Source organism: Pseudomonas sp. A6, from assembly GCF_052367875.1.
Taxonomy (GTDB): Bacteria; Pseudomonadota; Gammaproteobacteria; order Pseudomonadales; family Pseudomonadaceae; genus Pseudomonas; species Pseudomonas citronellolis.
Map to the genome: position 1 here is coordinate 982682 of NZ_CP198970.1, position 17937 is coordinate 1000618.

Sequence of the window (17937 nt, forward strand, 5' to 3'; positions counted from 1 at the left end):
CAGAGTCCCCCCATGTCCGAAACCGACAGCCGTGCGCTGCAAGACCTGCCGCTGGAGCAGCTGATCGCCTGCCATGAATGCGACCTGCTGATGCGCCGCGAGCCGGTCCCCACGGGCAACCGCTCGGTCTGCCCGCGCTGCGGCTACGAGCTGGAAATCCACCGGCCGCACATGGTGCGCCGCGCCATGGCGCTGGTGCTCACCGCGCTTTTCCTCTACATCCCGGCCAACTTCCTGCCGATCATGAAGATCGACATCCTCGGCCAGGTCGGTATCGACACCGTCTGGGGCGGGGTGCTTGGCCTGTACGCTTCGGGCATGCACGGAGTGGCCGTGCTGGTGTTCCTGTGCAGCATGGTGATTCCCCTGGCCAAGCTGCTGTGCCAGCTGTTCGTCCTCTGCAGCCTGCGCTTCGACGTGGCGCGCGCGCAGGCCATGCAACTGCTGCGCTGGTACCAGCACCTGCGCGAGTGGGGCATGCTGGAGGTCTACCTGATGGGCATTCTGGTGGCCATCGTCAAACTGATCGATATGGCCGAGCTGCACATCGGCGTGGGCCTGGCCTGCTTCATCGGCCTGCTGCTCAGCCAGATATGGCTGGAGGTGACCATGTCGCGCCACCAGGTGTGGGAATCGCTGGCCGGGGAGTTCGACGATGAGGGCCATTGACGCCGGCATCCTGACCTGCGGCGAATGCCACCAGCTCAACCGCGCCACCGACGAGGAGCCGCAGCACTGTTCGCGCTGTGGCTCGGTGCTGCACGCGCGGAGGCCGAACAGCCTCACCCGCACCTGGGCGCTGCTGATCACCGCGGCCATCCTCTATATCCCGGCGAACCTGCTACCGATCATGACCGTCAACTTCCTTGGCAGCGGCACCCCGGCGACCATCATGGAAGGGGTGGTGGAGCTGATCCACGCAGACATGATCCCGGTGGCCGCGGTGGTGTTCGTCGCCAGCATCCTGGTGCCGACCTTCAAGCTGGTCGGCATCGCCCTGCTGCTTTATTCGGTGCAGCGCCACCAGCCGATGTCGGCGCGGCAACGCATCCTGATGTACCGCTTCATCGAGTGGATAGGTCGCTGGTCGATGCTCGATATCTTCGTCATCGCCATCCTCGTGACCCTGGTGAACTTCGGCAACCTGGCCAGCATCGAGGCGAACCTCGGTGCAGCCGCCTTCGCCACTGTGGTGGTGCTGACCATGCTGGCGGCAGTGACTTTCGATCCCAGGCTGATCTGGGATAACACGGACGCGGAAAACGACGATGAGTGAACTCCCCACCCCGAAACTGCGCAAGACCACCAACTGGTCGGCGATCTGGATCCTGCCGCTGATCGCCCTGGCCATCGGCGCCTGGCTGGCCTGGCGCGCCTACGACCAGGCCGGGGTGACCATCAACATCCAGTTCGAGAGCGGCGATGGCATCCAGCCGAACAAGACCGAGGTGATCTTCAAGGGCATCGCCGTGGGCAAGGTCATCGACCTGCACGTGAACAAGCCTACCCTGGGCGTCACCGCGGTGGTCGAGATGCGCAAGGAAAGCATCGAGTACCTGAGCAAGCGCACGCGCTTCTGGCTGGTCAAGCCGCGCGTGTCCCTGGCCGGGGTGACCGGGCTGGAGACCCTGGTGTCGGGCAACTACATCGCCGTCGACCCGGTGAAGGGCGAGCTCAACCACGACTTCGTCGCGCTCAAGGAGCCGCCGCCGCTGTCCGACAGCCTGCCCGGCCTGCACCTGATGCTCAAGGCCGAGCGCCTGGGTTCGCTGGAGCAGGGCAGCCCCATCTACTACCGGCAGATCCAGGTCGGCCAGGTGAAGAGCTACCAGCTGGCCGACGACCAGAAGACCATCGAGGTGAAGATCCACATCGAGCCGGCCTACGCCAACCTGGTGCGCAAGCACACGCGCTTCTGGAACGCCAGCGGCATCACCCTGTCCGGCAGCCTCAGCGGCCTGAAGCTGCGCACCGAGTCGCTGGCCAGCATCGCCGCCGGCGGCATCGCCTTCGCCACCCCGGACAGCTACCCGGACAGCCCGCCCACCGACCCGACCAAGCCCTTCCGCCTCTACGAGGACTACGACGCCGCCCAGGCGGGCCTGGCGGTGCGCCTGAAGGTGGACGACGTCAGCGGCCTTTCCGCCGGCAGCACCCCGGTGATGTACAACGGCGTGCAGGTGGGCACGGTGAAGGCCATCGACATGAACAAGGACTTCAACGGCGCCACCGCCACCCTGTCCATGGACCCGCGCACCGAGGACTTCCTCAACGGCAAGACCGAGTTCTGGCTGGTCAAGCCGAGCATCTCGCTGGCCGGCATCACCGGGCTGGAGGCGCTGGTGAAGGGCAACTACATCGCCGTGCGCTTCTCCAAGGAGGGCGAGCCGACCCGCGAGTTCACCGTGCGCCCGAAGGCGCCGCCGCTGAACCTGGACGCGCCCGGCCTGCACCTGGTGCTGACCAGCGACCGCCTGGGTTCGCTGGAGGTGGGCACGCCCATCCTCTACCGGCAGATGAAGGTCGGCACCGTACAGAGCTACCAGCTGTCCCGTGATCGCCAGCGGGTGGTGGTGGGCGTGCACATCGAGCCCGAATACGCGGCCCTGGTGAACACCTCGACGCGCTTCTGGAACGTCAGCGGCGTGACCCTGAGCGGCGACCTCAACGGCATCAAGTTCAAGAGCGAATCGCTGCAGACGCTGATCAGCGGCGGCATCGCCTTCGACACCCCCGATCCCAAGGCCGCGCCCATCACCAAGGTGCGCCGCTTCGCCCTCTACGACAGCGAGGACAGCGCCCACGCCAAGGGCCAACTGATCGAGCTGCGCGCCGACTCGGCCGACGGCCTGCGCGAGGGCACGGTGATCCGCTACCGCGGCCTGGACGTGGGCCGTGTGGAGCAGGTGGACCTCAGCCGCGACCTCGGCGGCGTGGTGCTCAAGGCGCGCCTGACCCGCGCCCAGGACAGCATCGCCCGCCAGGGCAGCCGCTTCTGGGTGGTCTCGGCGCAGTTGGGCCTGGGCGGCGCGGAGAACCTCGGCACCCTGGTCAGCGGCCCGTACATCGAAGTGCTGCCGGCGGCCAAGCCGGGCCCGGCGCAGACCGGCTTCAAGCTGCTGGGCCAGGAACCCAACCGCCTGCTCGACGCCGACGGCCTGCGCCTGACCCTCAGCGCCGCCCGCCGCGGCTCGCTGAAGCCGGGTGTGCCGGTGACCTACCGCGAGGTGCAGGTGGGCAAGGTGACTTCCTTCGAACTGGGCGAGCAGGGCGACCGGGTGCTGATCCACATCCTCATCGAGCCGCGCTACGCGCCTCTGGTGCGCACCGGCAGCCGCTTCTGGAACACCAGCGGGGTAGGGGTGGATGCCGGCCTGTTCAAGGGGGTGAAGGTGCGTACCGAGTCCTTCGAGACCATCCTTGCCGGCGGTGTGGCCTTCGCTACGCCGGACAATGCGCAGATGGGCGCCGCGGCGCGGCCGGGGCAGACCTTTGCGCTGTTCGACGAGTACCAGGATGAGTGGCTGCAGTGGGCGCCGAAGATTCCGCTGGGGAAGGCGGTGGGCGAGTAGGGCGTATAACCGTTCGCGGTTATACGCCGCTTATCCGAGACCAAGCGCCCCGCCGGGAGACCGGCGGGGCGTTTTTGCTTGGGACGTTCGGGGGCTTTTGATTTTCGTAGGAGCGAGCTTGCTCGCGAATGGTCCCAGTCCGAAGAGCACCCTCTCCCCAGCCCTCGGCTGCGCGCCCCGCCCTGAAGGGAGAGGGGGCTTGTCCGTGCCGAGAGAGAGTATGGGTTCTACTGGAAACTACCGTGCTGACCGGCTGACTCGGGAAAGCCAGGCCGCGCCGAACGGTCCCCTCTCCCTTCAGGGAGAGGGTTAGGGAGAGGGGGCGGAGTGTCCCACCGCACCTATGTCACAAGGAGCTTGGTTCGCGAGCAAGCTCGCTCCTACGAAAAGCGCTTCCGCCTCAGCGCCCACCCCGCGCTGCCCGCGTCGTCAGCAGGTACACCGGCACCCCGGAAATCAGGATCAGCAACGCCGCATACGGCGCCGCCGCCGCATATTCCAGCGTCGACGTATGCACCCACACCGCCGTAGCCAAGGTCGTCAGCCCCGTAGGCCCGAGCACCAGGGTGGCGGTCAGTTCCTTCATGCTATCCAGGAACACCAGCACGAACCCCGCCCCCATGGCCGGCGAGATGATCGGCAGGGTGATGCGCAGGAAGGCGCGCAGCGGTGTCTGGCCCAGCGTGCGGGCGGCTTCTTCCAGTTGCGGCGAGGCCTTTTCCAGAGCCACGCGGATAGGCGCCTGGGCCAGGGGCAGGAACAGCAGGGCGTAGGCGATCAGCAGCAGCGCGCTGGTCTGGTACAGGTCCGGCACGTAGTGCAGGGCGAAGTACACCAGCGACAGGGCGATCACCAGCCCCGGCAGGGCCTGCAGCAGGTAGGGCAGGCGTTGCGCCCAGCGCGCCAGCGGGCCCGGGTAGCGCACCACCAGGATGCTCACCGGCAGCGCCAGCAGGCAGCCGAGCAGGGCGCCGCCGAAGGACAGCGACAGCGACGACAGCAGCGCCTGGCCGATCTCCAGCAGCGGGAAGGCCGCCGAGGCGCCGGTGAGCAGCCAGTAGCCGAGCATGGCCATGGGGATGCCGGTGCCGATCACCACCAGCGCCACCAGCAGCAGTTGCAGCGGCCATTTCCAGGCGTGCAGGTGAACGCGCTCGGCCTGTCGCGCGCTGCCCTGGCCGGTGCGCACCAGGCGGCCGCGGCCGCGCATGCGCAGTTCCAGCCACAGCAGCAGGAAGCACAGCGCCAGCAGCACCGAGGAGAGCATGGCCGCGGTGGCGTTGCTGAACTCCAGTTCGAACTCCTGGTAGATCGCCGTGGTGAAGGTCTGGAAGCGCAGGATCGACAGCGCGCCGAACTCCACCAGCATGTGCAGCGCCACCAGCAGGCTGGTGGCGGCCAGGGTCGGGCGCAGCAGCGGCAGGGTCACCCGCCAGAACACCTGGCGGCGCGACACGCCGAGCATGCGCGCGCTTTCCTCCAGCGACGGGTCGAGGTTGCGCAGGGTGGCGGCCAGCGGCAGGTACACCAGCGGGTACTTGGACATCGCCATGACCAGCACCGCGCCGCCCAGGCCCTCGTAGGCCGGGCTCAGCGACACCCAGGTGAAGCTGCTGACGAAGGAGGGGATGGCGAACGGCAGGCACAGCAGCACGTTCCAGTAGCGCCGCCCGGGCAGGTCGCTGCGCTCCACCAGCCAGGCACAGGCCAGGCCGAGCAGGGCGCTGAGCACGGTGACCAGCACCAGCAGCTTGAGGGTGTTGCCGAACAGGCGGAACACGTAGGGCCGCCAGAGCAGTTCCCAGGCCACGTGCCAGCCCGAGTCCCAGGCCTTGGCCGCGACGTAGAACAGCGGCAGCGCCGCCAGCAGGGCGAGCAGGAGCACCGGCGGCAGCAGCCACAGCGGCGCCTTGCGCCCGTGGCCGCCGCGGGACTGGACCACGGGCGCGGCGATGGACATCAGTTCAGGCCGACGTCGCGTTCGAGGTCCAGCGCGTCCTTGGCCTCACCCATGTCGGCGGGGCTGAGTTGCGGCGGGTTCAGCTCGGCGAACGGCTTGAGCTGTGGGTCGGCCTGCATGCCCTTGCGCAGCGGGTACTCGGCGGACTGGCTGAGGATGGCCTTCTGGCCCTCTTCGCTGAGCATGAAGGCGACGAACTGCTGGGCTTCCTGCGGGTGCTGGCTGGACTTGAGCACGGCGGCGCCGGAGACGGTGACCAGCGCGCCCGGGTCCTGGTTGCCGAAGAAGTACAGGCGCGAGTTCAGCTCGCCCTTCTCCTTCTTCAGGGTGTACCAGTAGTAGTTGTTGATCAGCGCCATGTCGACCTCGCCGTTCTCCACGGCTTTCATGGCGGTGACGTTGTTGGTGTAGATGCCGCCGAAGGCCTTCAGGCCGGTGAGCCAGTCCTCGGCGGCGTCGCGGCCCTTGAGCTTGATCACCGCGGAAACCTGTTCGAGGAAGGCGCCGCTGGTGGGGACGAAGCCGAAGCGCCCGGACCACTGCGGGTCGGACAGGTCCATCAGGCTCTTGGGCAGGTCCTTCTCGTCGATCTTCTTCGGGTTGTAGGCCAGCACCCGGGCGCGGGCGGTGATGCCCACCCAGTCGCCCTTGCCGCCGGCGTTCTGCGCCTCGACCAGGGCCAGGGTGCCGGCGTCCAGCGGGGCCAGCAGGCCGGCGCCGGACAGGCGCATCAGCGGCGGCGATTCCTCGGTGTAGATGACGTCGGCCGGCGAGCGAGCGCCTTCCTCGGTGATCTGGCTGGCCAACTGGCCGTCGCCGCCCTTGCGGATCTTGACCTGGATGCCGGTCTTGTCGGTGAAGGCCTTGGCGATGGCGATGCCGGTGGCGGCGTGCTGGCCGTTGTACAGGGTGAGGGTGACCGGATCGGCAGCGGCGTGCAGAGACAGGCCGCCGAGCAGGCAGGCCAGGACAGCGCCCTTGACGCCGGCGAGCAGACGAACAGACATGGAAACTCCCGTGGTGTCGCCAATGAGAATGCAAGCCATTATATGTAACCTGGCCTTTCCGGCCAAACTCCATAGCTTGCTCATGAATGCCGCCGCCGGCTGCGCGCCGGCGGCGGGGGCGCTCAGGCCGGTTCCGCGGCCTCCTCGGCCGTGGCGGCGGGGTGGTCGACGGCCAGTTCGCGGCGGCGGATGAACTTCCAGTCGGCCTCGTCGATGTAGATGCCGTTGGGCCCGCTGCCGCCTTCCAGGTCGATGGCTACCTGCGCCGAGACCTGCGGCTTGACGCTCGCCAGGATCGGCACGAAGCCCAGTTGCAGGCTGGTTTCCAGCAGCGCGGCCTGGTTGCGTTCGTCGATGTCGGCGGCCTCGTCGAGGTAGTAGGGCAGGCGGATGCGCCCGGCCTGCTCGCGGTCCATCAGGTGCAGCAACAGGTACATGTTGGTCAGCGCCTTGATGGTCATGGTGGTGCCGTTGGAGGCGGCGCCGTCGATGTCGGTGTGGACGATCGGCTGGCCGCCGACCTTGGTGATCTCGAACGCCAGCTCGAACAGGTCCTTCAGGCCCAGCTGGTTGTTGTTCGCCGCCACCAGGCGCGACAGATAGTCCTTGGCTTCCTCGTTCTTCGCATCCTGCTCGGCGCTCTGCGTCAGGTCGAACACCGAGAGGTTCTCGCCTTCCTCGTACTGGCCGGCGCTGTGGATGATCTGGTCGATGTGCTTGAGCGCTTCCTTGTTCGGTGCCAGCACGATGCGGAAGCTCTGCAGGTTCGACACCTGGCGCTTGTTGATCTCGCGGTTGAACAGCGCCAACTGGTGTTCGAGGTTGTCGTAATCGCTGCGGATGTTGCGCAGCGTTCGGGCGATGTCGGTCACCGCTGCGCGGCGCGCCTTGGCCAGGGTCAGGGCTTCGTCGGTGCGGTGCGCGTAGGCGTTGATCAGCAGTTGCAGGCGACGCTCGGGGTCGTCCTCGCTGTCGAACTTGGCCACGCCCTTCAGGCGCACCTGGGCGTACAGCGCCTCGATCTGGCCGTCGATGCGCTGCAGTTGCTGCCAGGTGTCCTGGTAGTCGTTGAGCAGCGGCAGCAGATTGTCCAGGGAGTCGTCCACCGGCTCCATGAACGGCGTGCCGAAGGGCAGGTCGGCGGGCAGCAGCTGGCGGCGGCGCAGGGCGTCGTCGAGGGTGCGCTGCTTGGCTTCCAGGTCGGCCAGCTGGCGGCCCACCAGCTGCAGCTTGGCGGAGAGCTGCTGGACGCGCTCGGTGAAGGCGTCGGCCGAGCGCTTGAGTTCGTCCTGGGTGGCTTCCAGTTGCGCGAGTTTTTCCAGCTTGGCCGGTTCCTCGGCGCTCAGCGTCTCGCTGCGGCGGAAGTCTTCCAGGGCCTTCTGCGCGTCGAGCACGTCCTGGTACAGCTTGTCGGCCTGGGCCTTGCTGGCGTTGCGGTCGGCGGCCACGGCCTGCTGCGTCTTGAGCTGCTTGAGCTCCTTCTCCAGGCGCTCCTTCTGGTCGCGCAGGGCGGCGCGGTCGGCCAGGGCCTGCAGCGCCGGCGGCTCGATGTGCGACAGGTCGATGGCAAGGCCCGGCACTTCGAAGCGCTCGCCCTTGAAGGCGTCGAGGATCTTCTCGACGCTGCCCACCCACTGGCCTTCCTCGTCCAGGCTCACGCCCTTGTCGCCCAGCGGCAGGCTGAACAGCGCGCCGTTGAACAGGCGCATCAGGCGCTCCACGTCCTGCTGCGAGAACTCCTCGCGCAGGCGCGCATAGCTGTTGTTGTCGGCGTGTTCGAGCTGCTGGCGCACGCTCTTCACGCGCTTCTCCAGGTCGCGCACGCGCTCGTCGAGGTCTTCGCTGGAGAACTGCCGCGAGTGGGCCAGGGCGCCGGCCAGTTCGTCGTGGGCGTCCTTGGCGGCGAGCAGCTGCTGCTCCAGGACCTTGGCGTCTTCGACCAGGGCGAAGCGGTTCTTCAATACCGCCAGCTCGCCCATCCAGCGCTGGATCTCGCTGATCTCGCGCTCCAGGCGCATCAGCTCGGCGGTGCCGCCGCGCTGTTCGTTCTGCAGGCCGTCCTGCTCGCTGCGGTAGTGCTCGGCCTGGATCACCAGCTCTTCCTTGCGCGCCCCGGCGTAGTCTTCCCAGGTGCCCAGCAGGTTGTCGAGCAGCGGCGAGAGGCGGTGCATCTTGCCGCGCAGGAATTCGCGCTGCTGCACGCCGTTGGCCAGCGCCTCGACCAGCGGGCCGGCGGCGACCAGGGCCTGGTAGTCGCCCTCCATGCGGCGCACGTCGCGGAAGGCTTCCTCGCAGGCGGCGATGTAGTCGACGCTGCCCGAGCGCAGGCTGTGCTCGAAGGCGTCGAGGAACAGCTGCTTGAGCTTGGCCGCGGTGATTTCGCGCATGTGCAGCAGGTTGATGAACAGCGAGCGGAAGGTCTTCAGGCTCTGCTCGCTGGTGGAGCGCAGCGGGATCAGCGTCAGGTCCAGCGGCACCGAGGTGTGGCCGCCGACCAGCAGCCGGCGCAGCTCGTCGGGCTTGAGTTCGTAGGCCTTCAGGCCGGCGCGCTCCAGGCTGGCGTACAGTTCGCGCAGGCGCAGGCAGGTGCCGTTCTTCTGGTAGTGCTCCAGGTCCAGCTCGCCCTGGTAGGCGAAGAACTGGTGGCCGAAGCCGCCGCCCGGGCCGCGCCCGCCGCAGCCGATGACGTGGCGGCCGTGGGGCAGTTCCAGCTCGATGAGGATGTAGCTGGTGTCGGTGGCGAAGTAGAACTTGCGCGAGGCTTCCAGGCTGTACTTGCCGAAGCTCATGTCCGACATGCGCGCCAGGATCGGGAACTGCAGCGCGTTGATCGAGGCGGACTTGCCGAGGTTGTTGGCGCCGTAGACCGACAGCGGCTGCTCCAGGGGGAACACGCCGAGGCTGTAGCCGGCGGTGTTGAGCAGGGCGAAGCGGCGAATGCCGTAGCGTTCCTGGGTCATGCCTGGGCCTCCATGTCGGCTTGTTCTTCGGCGATGGCGCGGACGAGGGCGTCTTCCTCGCTTTCCACTTCTTCAATGAGCGGCGCGGCCGGCTCGGCGGGTTCTTCCAGGCTGACGATCGGCTCCTCGTCTTCCTCGGCCAGGGCCGGGGCGACGTAGGCCAGGTCCTTGGCGTGCAGGCTGGCGGCCAGGTCACGGTCCTGCTGCACCGACAGGCAGACGTCGAGGAAGCGGTGCATCGGCGGCAGGAAGCGGTACACGCCGTTGTCCTCGGCGGCGAAGCCGAGCTGGGTCATCCGGCGCATGACCTTCTCTTCCAGTTCTTCCTGGGTGGTCACCTCGGCCTGCAGGAACAGGTCGCGGTACTTCTCCAGCAGCGGCGGCAGCTCGTCGCGGCCGATGCTGCCGCCGTCGAGCACGGCCAGCGGGTCGCGGCCCTGGTCGGCCAGGTGCTCCACCAGGATGAAGGTGAACAGCGCCAGGCGCTGGGCGGTCTTGTTGACCTGGGCGCCGATCTGCTCGGGAACGAAGTAGTAGAAGCCACGGGTGTCGCAGACCAGCTCGAAGCCCAGCGAGCGGAACAGCGCGCGGTACTGGTCCTGCTGGTTGGACAACTGGCTGTACAGCTCGGGGTCGCGGCGGCTGATGTGGAAGCCCTTGAACAGCTCGCGGAAGATCGGCCCGAGCTGGGTCAGTTCGGAAAGATTAATTTGCATGGGGTTCGCTCGCTTTGTCGGCCTTGCCGCTCGGGGCGGCGAGCAGGGCGAAGGAGCACAGGCTGACGCTGTGCTGGGCGGTATCGTAGTCGCGGCGCTCCAGGCGCTCGCGCTGGAAGCGGCCGTCGCGCGACAGGCGCGAGAACCAGTAGAGCAGCTCGTCGGTGGCGCCCTCGGGCTCCTGCTCCAGCAACCAGACCATCAGGTCCGGCAGCGGCAGGGCGGCCTGGCAGCGCTCGAGCATCTCTCGCGCGGTGCGTGGCGCGTTGCGCGGGCCGTCGCCGCCGCGCTTGCCGGTGGCCTTGGGGAAATGCGCCGGCTTGGGTTCGAAGCGGGCCAGGGCGAAGACGTAGCTTTCCACCTGCGAGGCGCTGCCGAGGAAGGTGCTCTGCGGCCGGGTGAACAGCGGCAGGGAGGCCTGGGGCACGGCGTCGATGCCCTTGCGGCGGATCACCGACAGGGCCAGCGCGGCGCCGCGGGTGATCGCGTTGTGCCGGCGCGCCTCCTCGCGCAGCGGCAGCAGTAATTCGCGGGCGCGGCGCAGGGTGAGCTGGGCGGTGGTCTGCATCTCCAGGATGCGCGCGTGGGTGCGCAGCAGCTGGTCGTCGTCCACCAACTGGCCGAGGCGCTGCTGTTCGCCCAGCAGGCGCAGCAGCACCTGCTCGACGCGGCGCACGCCCTGCTCGAAGGCGCCGTCGGCGGAGACCAGCTGGATCATCGGCTCGACGTACTCGTCCCAGGTCGCCAGGACCTCGGCGTAGCGCTGGCGCAGGGGAATCTGCCGGTCGCTGGTCTTGGCCCGCTCGGCCACGGCGATCAGCGCCTGTTCGTCGTTGGCCAGCTTCTTCAGCACGTCGCGCACGCGCATGTCGAGCAGGCGCAACTGGCGCGCCAGGTCGTTGCCGTCGCGCACTTCGAAGGCGTCGCGGATGTAGCCGGCCAGGCGCTCCAGGTGGCGCAGGTAGGCCTCGATCTCCAGGCACAGGCCCAGGCGGTGCTCGTGGCGCAGGTAGGCGAGGAAGTCGTGGATCTGGGCGTTCAGCTCGAAGCGGTTGGGGCTCTTGGCCACCGGCACCAGGATGTCCAGGCGGATCCACTGGTCGAGCAGGGCGGTGACGTCCGCCGGGCTGCCTTCGGGCAGCTGCGCCGTGAGTTGCAGGCGCAGCTCCGCCAGGGCCAGGGTGCCGCTGTCGAAGCGCTCGCAGAGCGGTTCGAGCAGGGCCCAGTGTTCGGCGAGGGCGCGCAGTACGCGTCGGGGGTCGATCATCGGGTAGCCGCTGTTGACGGGTAAAGGGGGCGATTGTACTGCAAAGGTCCGCCCGCGGCGGAAGGGGTGACGAAACGCGGCAGTTTACGCCGTGCGGGATGTCGCCAAGGTCCTGAAAAGCGGCGTTAACCCCCTGAAATTCCTGGCATGTTTTCTGCCAGTTGACTAACAGCCACTAGCCAATTGCCGCCATGACATACGACGCCGCACTCGCCAAGGCCCGCTGGGCCGAACTGGAGCGCCAGGACGACCTGGACTGGGACCTGGACGCCATCACCGACCGCAGCGAGGCCATCGACTTCCTCAGGCGCTTCGAGAACCGCCTGTGCATCTATTCCTCCTACGTGGAGAAGCTCTACAGCAACTACAGCTTCGTGATCCCGGAGAGCCAGGAGGGCGGCATCACCATCCTGCCCAACGAGCAGGCCTGGTTCGACACCTTCCACGACATCCCCGCCGACGCCGTGGAACCCACCGGTATCCACATCCTGCCCGGCGAGACCATGGGCCACAGCGGCCTGTACCTGAAGATCCCCGGCGAGCACCGCCTGGTGGGCTCCGCCGAGCTGCCGTTCCAGGACGGCCTGAAGCTGCTGATCCGCCGCTATCGCATGCGCGACGAGCCCTTCCTGCCGGTGCTGGTCAAGGGCGACCTGCGCGAGTACGAGGCGCGTATGCCCTCGCTGCACCTGCACCGGCTGAACAGCGCGAAGCTGCAGGCGCAGTCGCGGCTGAACCTGGAGGCCATCAAGGGCGCCATCGCCGAGCACCTGATCGGGCTGTTCCGCCACGGCTGACGCGGCTGTTACGCCGGTGTGACCTTGGGTAACACGGCGGCCAGCTGCCAGCAGGCGATTCTCGACTATGGGTCGGGCCGCAAGGGCCGGCGACTCCCTATAGTGGCAGACAGGGCTTTTGCCCCTTGGTCGGCGAACGAGAAAAGAACAAGAGGTGGCCATGGCCAGCAGCCGTATCAGCCTTCCGCGCCCCGCCCGCATTGCGCTGGCGACCGGCGCCTGCCTTGCCTGGATGGCCCTGGCGGCGCGCGCCGACATGGTCGCCCTGGACGACGAGCAGCTGTCCGACGTGCAGGGCGCCGGCATCGGCTTCGTGGTGGACAACGCCATGATCGACGGCAGCAAGGCCACCACCAACATCACCGGGCTGAAAGACCCCAACGGCAAGGACGTCTCCATCGCGGTGCGCAATCTCTACCTGGGCGCCACCGGCAGCAACCACGGCAGCAACCTGCAGCCGGTGACCATCGGCCGCCTGACCTATCCCTTCAAGCTCAACCTGGCCAAGGGCTCGGTGCTCACCACCCAACTCGCCGACGGCCGCGTGGTCAACACCCTGCCCAGCGACGCCGACGTACTCGAACTGGCCTTCCCGCCACTGATCGCCAACAACGCCGGGCAGCCCTGCATCAGCGGCTACGCCGGCGCCGGCAGCGGCTGTTCGAGCCGCGCCAGCGAGAAGGTCGACCTGGGCGCGCGCTTCGACTTCACCGTGCCGGTCAGCGGCGGCACCCGCACCGACGTGCTGGCCCTGGACTTCCAGGACCTGGCGATGGACGGCAGCTACCTGCGCCTGTGGGGCTCCAGCGCGCGCAGCCAACTGGTCGGCGAACTGCGCCTGAACCTCTACGCCAAGACCCTCGACATCCTCTCCTGCGCCGCGGGCAACACCAACTGCGCCAGCGCGGCGGAGAAGGCCGCGCGCAGCGTCTACCTGACCAACGCCTACGCCAGCGTCGCCCTGGGCTACGGCAAGTCCCAGCCGCTGCTGCTGTCGGTGACCGCCGACGGCAACTTCACCTTCGAGCTGCCCATGCTGACCGCGGCCAACGCCGCGGACTTCTACGCCAACGCGCCGCGCACCAGCCTGGTGATCGACAACCTGAACATCGGCGGCACCCGGGCCTCCTACGGCGCGGTGCCGACCGGCGGGGTCAACCTGGGGCGCAGCGAGCTGTCCGGGTTGAGCTTCAACTACCTCAAAGTCACTTCCCACAACCTCTGACGGAGCACGGCACGATGAGCTTTCCACCGCTGCTTCCGCCCCGCCGCCGGCTCCGGACCGCCGCCGTCGCCCTGCTGGCGATGCTGGCCGGCTCGCTCGCCCAGGCGGAACTGCGCACCCTGCCGGACGACGACCTCGGCCAGGTGGTCGGCCAGGACGGCCTGAGCCTGGGCGTCACGGTCAACATCCAGAAGACCCCCAGCATCACCCGCTGCCCGGGTGGCTGCGGCGCACGGGTGGCGATCCAGCCGGCGGGCAGCGGCAACAACTTCCTGGTGCTGGACAACATCAGCGGGACCTTCAGTTTCGACGAGGTCACCGTGGACATCCTCTCCATCAACAGCGGCTTCGGCGGCGACGGCGCGGCCTTCAACCGCCAGGTCCTGCGGGTCGGCCTGAAGGACGTCAACTTCAACGGCGTCAGCCTGACCCTGGCCGGCGCCAACAAGGCCCGCAGCACCGATGCCGGCCTGGTGCAGACCGACCTGCTCAGCGCCCGCGTCGACGGCGTGCTGCACGTGCAGGGCAACCTCAACCTGTTCCAGGTCCCGGCCCGATGAGGGGAGCGCGCATGGCCGGGACCAAGCTCCAGGGGGAAAACCCATGACCTTCCTTTCCGTACGGCGCCTGCTGCTGGCCGGCGTGCTGCTGTGCCTGGCCGGCGGCGCGAACGCCGAGCTGCGGGCGCTGAGCGACAGCCAGCTGTCCGACGTCACCGGCCAGGCCTTCATCAACCTGGCCACCGACGCCGCCGCGGGCATCAACTACACCCGGCTGAACATCGGCGCCACGGTGGAAACGCAGCTGAACATGAACAAGCTGCAGCTCGGCCTCTACGACCGCGCCGGCGAAGCCGCCAACAGCGCGGACATCTCCATCAACAACTTCGCCTTGGGCACGGTCAACAACCAGACCGGGCAGATCAACCCCTTCACCATCGTCGATCCGTACGTCGAGTTCGCCTACGACGGCAACAAGATGGTCGGCGTGCGCATCGGCTTCAACCAGGCCAAGGGCGTGCTTTCCGGCGACATCCAGTCGCTGACCGGGAACATTCCGGTGCACATCAAGGGCACTGCCGACGCCATCTACAACAAGGCCACGGTAGGGCAACAGCTGCTGCTCGGCCTGGCGGGCATCTACCGCAGCAGCACGGTGGAGGCGGATGCCGGCCTGGTCACCTCCGGCGGCGCCAGCGACCCGGTGCGCGGCACCTACGCCGGCATGACCAACGGCTCGCAACTGGACTGCACCAATGGCTGCGTGCCGCTGTGGACGGACATCGTCACCGGGCTGTTCACCTCCAACAACTGCGCCATCCTCGGCATCACCACCTGCTTCAAGCTCAGCCAGTTCCAGTCGCTGCCGGTGGGCGACCTGAGCCAGGCCGGCCTGGCCGGCGCCGCCAAGGGCTTCTTCATCTCCCTGCAGAGCCAGGACGTGCAGTGGCGCGACATGGACACCGGGCAGATGATCACCGCGCTCAAGGGCGCCTTCATGAACATGCCCAAGTACCGCGACGCCAACGGCAACCTGGTTTCGCCGATCAACATCGACTTCAACCAGGCCTTCAACGGCATCCCCCGCCAGGACACCTGCGTCGGCATGAACAAGGGCTGCTGAGCGGCCCATCCGCCGGCCGGCCTTTCCGTCGGGCGCATTTCACGCGACAATTCCGCTCCGTTGCGTTTAGCCCTGCGCCCGCAGGATGCCCACAGGTACAGGACTCTTGATCGAAGAAGCCCGCCGTCGCGCCTATCTTGGCGCCATGCAGGTCGCCTCCTGGCTGCCCCGCGTGGTGCTGCCCTTCGCCGCGCCTTCGCGCCCGCAGTTGCTGGAAGCGCCGGAGCCCGTCCAGGCCCCGGCGCCGAGCGCCGCGCCCGAAACCGCCAGCACGCCGGCCGCCGCGCCGGAGAAGCCGGCGCCGACGGCCGAGGCCCGGCCAGCGATCCCGGTGGTGGTGCCGCGCCCCGCCGCCCAGGCCCGCACGCCGGTGGCCGCCGAGGCGCCTGCCGAAGCCGAGGCGCCTGCGCCACGCGCGCCGGTCGAGCCGCCGCCGCGCTTCAGCCTGCAATTGCTGCGCGCCGGCGCCTGTGCGCTGCTGGTCGAGCTGCCCACCGGCGAACCCCTGGCCAGCCGCGACCCGGCCTACCTGCTGCTCAAGGACCTGCTGCGCGCCGCCGGCCTGCCGGACAGCCCGCAACTGCTCGGCGAGCCGGTGCGCTGGCCGCTGCTTTCCGGCGGCAACATGGACCAGGGCCCGCAGGCGGCCCGCGAGTTCGTCCAGGGCTTCGTCGCCGCGCGCCTGGAAGACAGCGGCCCGTGCCGCTGCCTGTGGCTGGTCGGCCGGCCCGCCGTGCGCTTCGCCGGCGAGGCGGACGACGAGGCGATGCTGCGCGAGCTGCAGATCGAGGAACTGGGTGTGGCCTGGGCCATCCCCGGCCTGGAGCGGCTGAGCGACGAACCCGCCCTCAAGGGCGAACTGTGGCGCGCCATGCGCCGGGTGCGCCAACGCTGGCTGGACCAGGACGCAGAATGACCGACGCCATTTCCTTCCGCCCGATGACCGAGGCGGATCTCGACGCCGTGCTCAAGATCGAATACGCCGCCTTCAGCCACCCCTGGACCCGCGGCATCTTCACCGACGGCCTGAAGAGCTACGACTGCTGGCTGATGTTCGAAGGCACCCAGCAGGTCGGCCACGGCGTCATCCAGATCATCCTCGACGAGGCGCACCTGCTGAACATCACGGTGAAGCCGGAAAGCCAGGGCCGCGGCCTCGGCCTGCGCCTGCTCGAACACCTGATGGCGCGGGCCGGCGAGCTGGGCGCGCAGGAATGCTTCCTGGAAGTGCGCGAGACCAACCAGAGCGCCTACCGCCTGTACGAGCGCTTCGGCTTCAACGAGATCGGCCGCCGGCGCGGCTACTACCCGGCGGTGGGCGGGCGCGAGGACGCCCTGGTGATGGCCTGCACGCTGCTCGACTGACCGTCATCCAGGCCATATCCGGCCGCCGCGCACAGGCGTAGGCTGGGCGATCAATAACAAGAACAAGGTCGCGACATGAAGCCAACCGCTGCAGCGGCGGCGCCTGCCCGTCGTCATCCGCTTCCCGCCTCACATGCCGCCGGCGCGCGGCAGGAGGGCGTCCATGTGTGACACCCTCGTCCTGCGCGCCGACGGCTGCACCTGGTTCGCCAAGAACAGCGACCGCGAGCCCTCCGAACCCCAGCGCCTGCTGCGCCTGTCCGCTGTGCGTGGCGATACGGCCAGGCAGATGCGCGCCACCTACCTGGAAATTCCCCAGGTCGCCGACCGCCATGCCGTCATCCTCAGCCAGCCCGCTTGGCTGTGGGGCGCGGAAATGGGCGTGAACGAGCATGGCGTGGCCATCGGCAACGAAGCGGTCTTCACCCGCCTGCTGGACCAGACCGGCGAGGCGCTGCTGGGCATGGACCTGGTGCGCCTGGGCCTGGAACGCGGCGCCAGCGCGCGCGAAGCCCTGGAGGTGATCACCGGCCTGCTGGAGCGCCACGGCCAGGGCGGGCCGGCGGGCTTTCGCAACAAGCGCCTGCGCTACGACAACAGCTTCGTCATCGCCGATGCCGGCGAGGCCTGGGTGCTGGAAACCGCCGGCCGCCTGTGGGCGGCGCGGCGGGTGGAGCGCTGCGCCATCTCCAACGCCCTGAGCATCGGCCACGAATACGACCTGTGCAGCCACGATCTGCCGGCCCACGCCCGGCGCCTGGGCTGCTGGAACGGCCGCGGCGACTTCCACTTCGCCCGCGCCTTCGACGGCCGCCTGCTGCCCTGGGTAGCTGGGGCGCACCAGCGCCGGCGGATGAACCAGGAGTTCCTCGCCAGTTGCCCGCGCCAGCCCGGCTGGGAGGCCCTGGTGGTCGCCCTGCGCAACCATGGCCGGCGCGACCACAACTTCACCCGCCACGACAACCGCCAGGTGTGCATGCACGCCGGCAGCTTCTGGCGTCCCTCGCAGACCACCGCCAGCCTCATCGCCCGCCTTGGCCCGGAGGGCCCGCGCCTGGCCGCCACCGGCACCTCGGCGCCGTGCCTGTCGCTGTTCCAGCCGCTGGGCTTCGAGGCGGCGGCCGGCGCCAGCCTGCTCAGCAAGGCCGATGAGCCGCTGGAGCAGTCCCTCTGGTGCCGTTTCGAAGCGGTGCACCGCCGTGCGCTTGTGGACGCCGAATTCGCCGCCGCCCTGCGCGCCGGGCACGCCTGGCTGGAGGCCGAGCAACTCGCCGCGCTGGACCGTCGCAACCCCGACTGGGCGCGCCTGGCCGCCGAAGCCGAGGCCTGGCACGCGGCCTGGCAGCAACTCGCCGGGCAACTGGAGCCGCGCCTGCCGCGCTGGTGGCGGCAGCACGCCACGCCTTGAGCCATAGTGCTTGTCAAAGGCCGCCAGCGTTACGTAA

At 68.6% G+C, this 17937-nt stretch carries 15 protein-coding genes; 10 read left to right on the forward strand and 5 right to left on the reverse strand.

Annotation, left to right across the window (positions count from 1 at the left end):
• The first annotated feature begins 12 nt into the window (after positions 1-12).
• The 3 genes from ACTWJ5_RS04535 to ACTWJ5_RS04545 are packed head-to-tail and all read left to right on the forward strand — an operon-like array spanning position 13 to position 3572.
• Positions 13-669 (forward strand): paraquat-inducible protein A, encoded by a 657-nt coding sequence (locus ACTWJ5_RS04535; protein ID WP_043273518.1) that lies wholly within the window; start codon positions 13-15, stop codon positions 667-669.
• Complete coding sequence (locus ACTWJ5_RS04540; RefSeq protein WP_009617390.1) at positions 656-1276, forward strand: paraquat-inducible protein A; 621 nt, start codon at positions 656-658, stop codon at positions 1274-1276. Before ACTWJ5_RS04535 ends, ACTWJ5_RS04540 begins: the two co-directional genes overlap by 14 nt.
• Positions 1269-3572, forward strand: a complete 2304-nt coding sequence (locus ACTWJ5_RS04545; RefSeq protein WP_074981880.1) for a PqiB family protein — start codon at positions 1269-1271, stop codon at positions 3570-3572. Before ACTWJ5_RS04540 ends, ACTWJ5_RS04545 begins: the two co-directional genes overlap by 8 nt.
• Positions 3573-3972: 400 nt before the next feature.
• Here ACTWJ5_RS04545 and ACTWJ5_RS04550 read toward each other — a convergent pair whose 3' ends face one another.
• From ACTWJ5_RS04550 to mksB, 5 genes are all read right to left on the reverse strand, one after another.
• Positions 3973-5532, reverse strand: coding sequence for an ABC transporter permease (locus ACTWJ5_RS04550; RefSeq protein ID WP_074981878.1), 1560 nt, complete (start codon positions 5530-5532; stop codon positions 3973-3975).
• Positions 5532-6539 (reverse strand): iron ABC transporter substrate-binding protein, encoded by a 1008-nt coding sequence (locus tag ACTWJ5_RS04555; RefSeq protein ID WP_043313692.1) that lies wholly within the window; start codon positions 6537-6539, stop codon positions 5532-5534. Before ACTWJ5_RS04555 ends, ACTWJ5_RS04550 begins: the two co-directional genes overlap by 1 nt.
• Positions 6540-6661: 122 nt before the next feature.
• Positions 6662-9499: an Mks condensin complex protein MksF gene (gene mksF, locus ACTWJ5_RS04560; protein WP_061560658.1), complete on the reverse strand. Its 2838-nt coding sequence runs from the start codon at positions 9497-9499 to the stop codon at positions 6662-6664.
• Complete coding sequence (mksE, locus tag ACTWJ5_RS04565) at positions 9496-10215, reverse strand: Mks condensin complex protein MksE (protein ID WP_444437538.1); 720 nt, start codon at positions 10213-10215, stop codon at positions 9496-9498. Before mksE ends, mksF begins: the two co-directional genes overlap by 4 nt.
• Complete coding sequence (gene mksB, locus ACTWJ5_RS04570; RefSeq protein ID WP_009617402.1) at positions 10205-11482, reverse strand: Mks condensin complex protein MksB; 1278 nt, start codon at positions 11480-11482, stop codon at positions 10205-10207. Before mksB ends, mksE begins: the two co-directional genes overlap by 11 nt.
• Positions 11483-11673: 191 nt before the next feature.
• Here mksB and ACTWJ5_RS04575 point away from each other — a divergent pair, with 191 nt between their 5' ends.
• The 7 genes from ACTWJ5_RS04575 (at position 11674) to ACTWJ5_RS04605 (ending at position 17900) form a co-directional block, all read left to right on the forward strand.
• On the forward strand, positions 11674-12279 hold the full coding sequence (locus ACTWJ5_RS04575) for a hypothetical protein (RefSeq protein WP_009617406.1): 606 nt from the start codon (positions 11674-11676) through the stop codon (positions 12277-12279).
• Positions 12280-12439: 160 nt separating this feature from the next.
• The gene (locus tag ACTWJ5_RS04580; protein ID WP_058071550.1) at positions 12440-13504 is read left to right on the forward strand and encodes a hypothetical protein; all 1065 of its coding nucleotides are present in this window, start codon (positions 12440-12442) and stop codon (positions 13502-13504) included.
• 14 nt (positions 13505-13518) lie between these two features.
• Positions 13519-14064: a DUF6160 family protein gene (locus ACTWJ5_RS04585; protein ID WP_444437539.1), complete on the forward strand. Its 546-nt coding sequence runs from the start codon at positions 13519-13521 to the stop codon at positions 14062-14064.
• Between the two features lie 43 nt (positions 14065-14107).
• Complete coding sequence (locus ACTWJ5_RS04590) at positions 14108-15127, forward strand: DUF6160 family protein (protein ID WP_074981871.1); 1020 nt, start codon at positions 14108-14110, stop codon at positions 15125-15127.
• 106 nt (positions 15128-15233) lie between these two features.
• Positions 15234-16043, forward strand: coding sequence for an energy transducer TonB (locus ACTWJ5_RS04595; RefSeq protein WP_444437540.1), 810 nt, complete (start codon positions 15234-15236; stop codon positions 16041-16043).
• Positions 16040-16492, forward strand: a complete 453-nt coding sequence (gene rimI / locus ACTWJ5_RS04600) for a ribosomal protein S18-alanine N-acetyltransferase (RefSeq protein ID WP_074981865.1) — start codon at positions 16040-16042, stop codon at positions 16490-16492. Before ACTWJ5_RS04595 ends, rimI begins: the two co-directional genes overlap by 4 nt.
• 163 nt (positions 16493-16655) lie before the next feature.
• A complete protein-coding gene (locus tag ACTWJ5_RS04605; protein WP_444437541.1) occupies positions 16656-17900 on the forward strand; it encodes a C69 family dipeptidase in 1245 nt (414 codons plus the stop codon).
• The last annotated feature ends 37 nt before the right edge of the window (positions 17901-17937 follow it).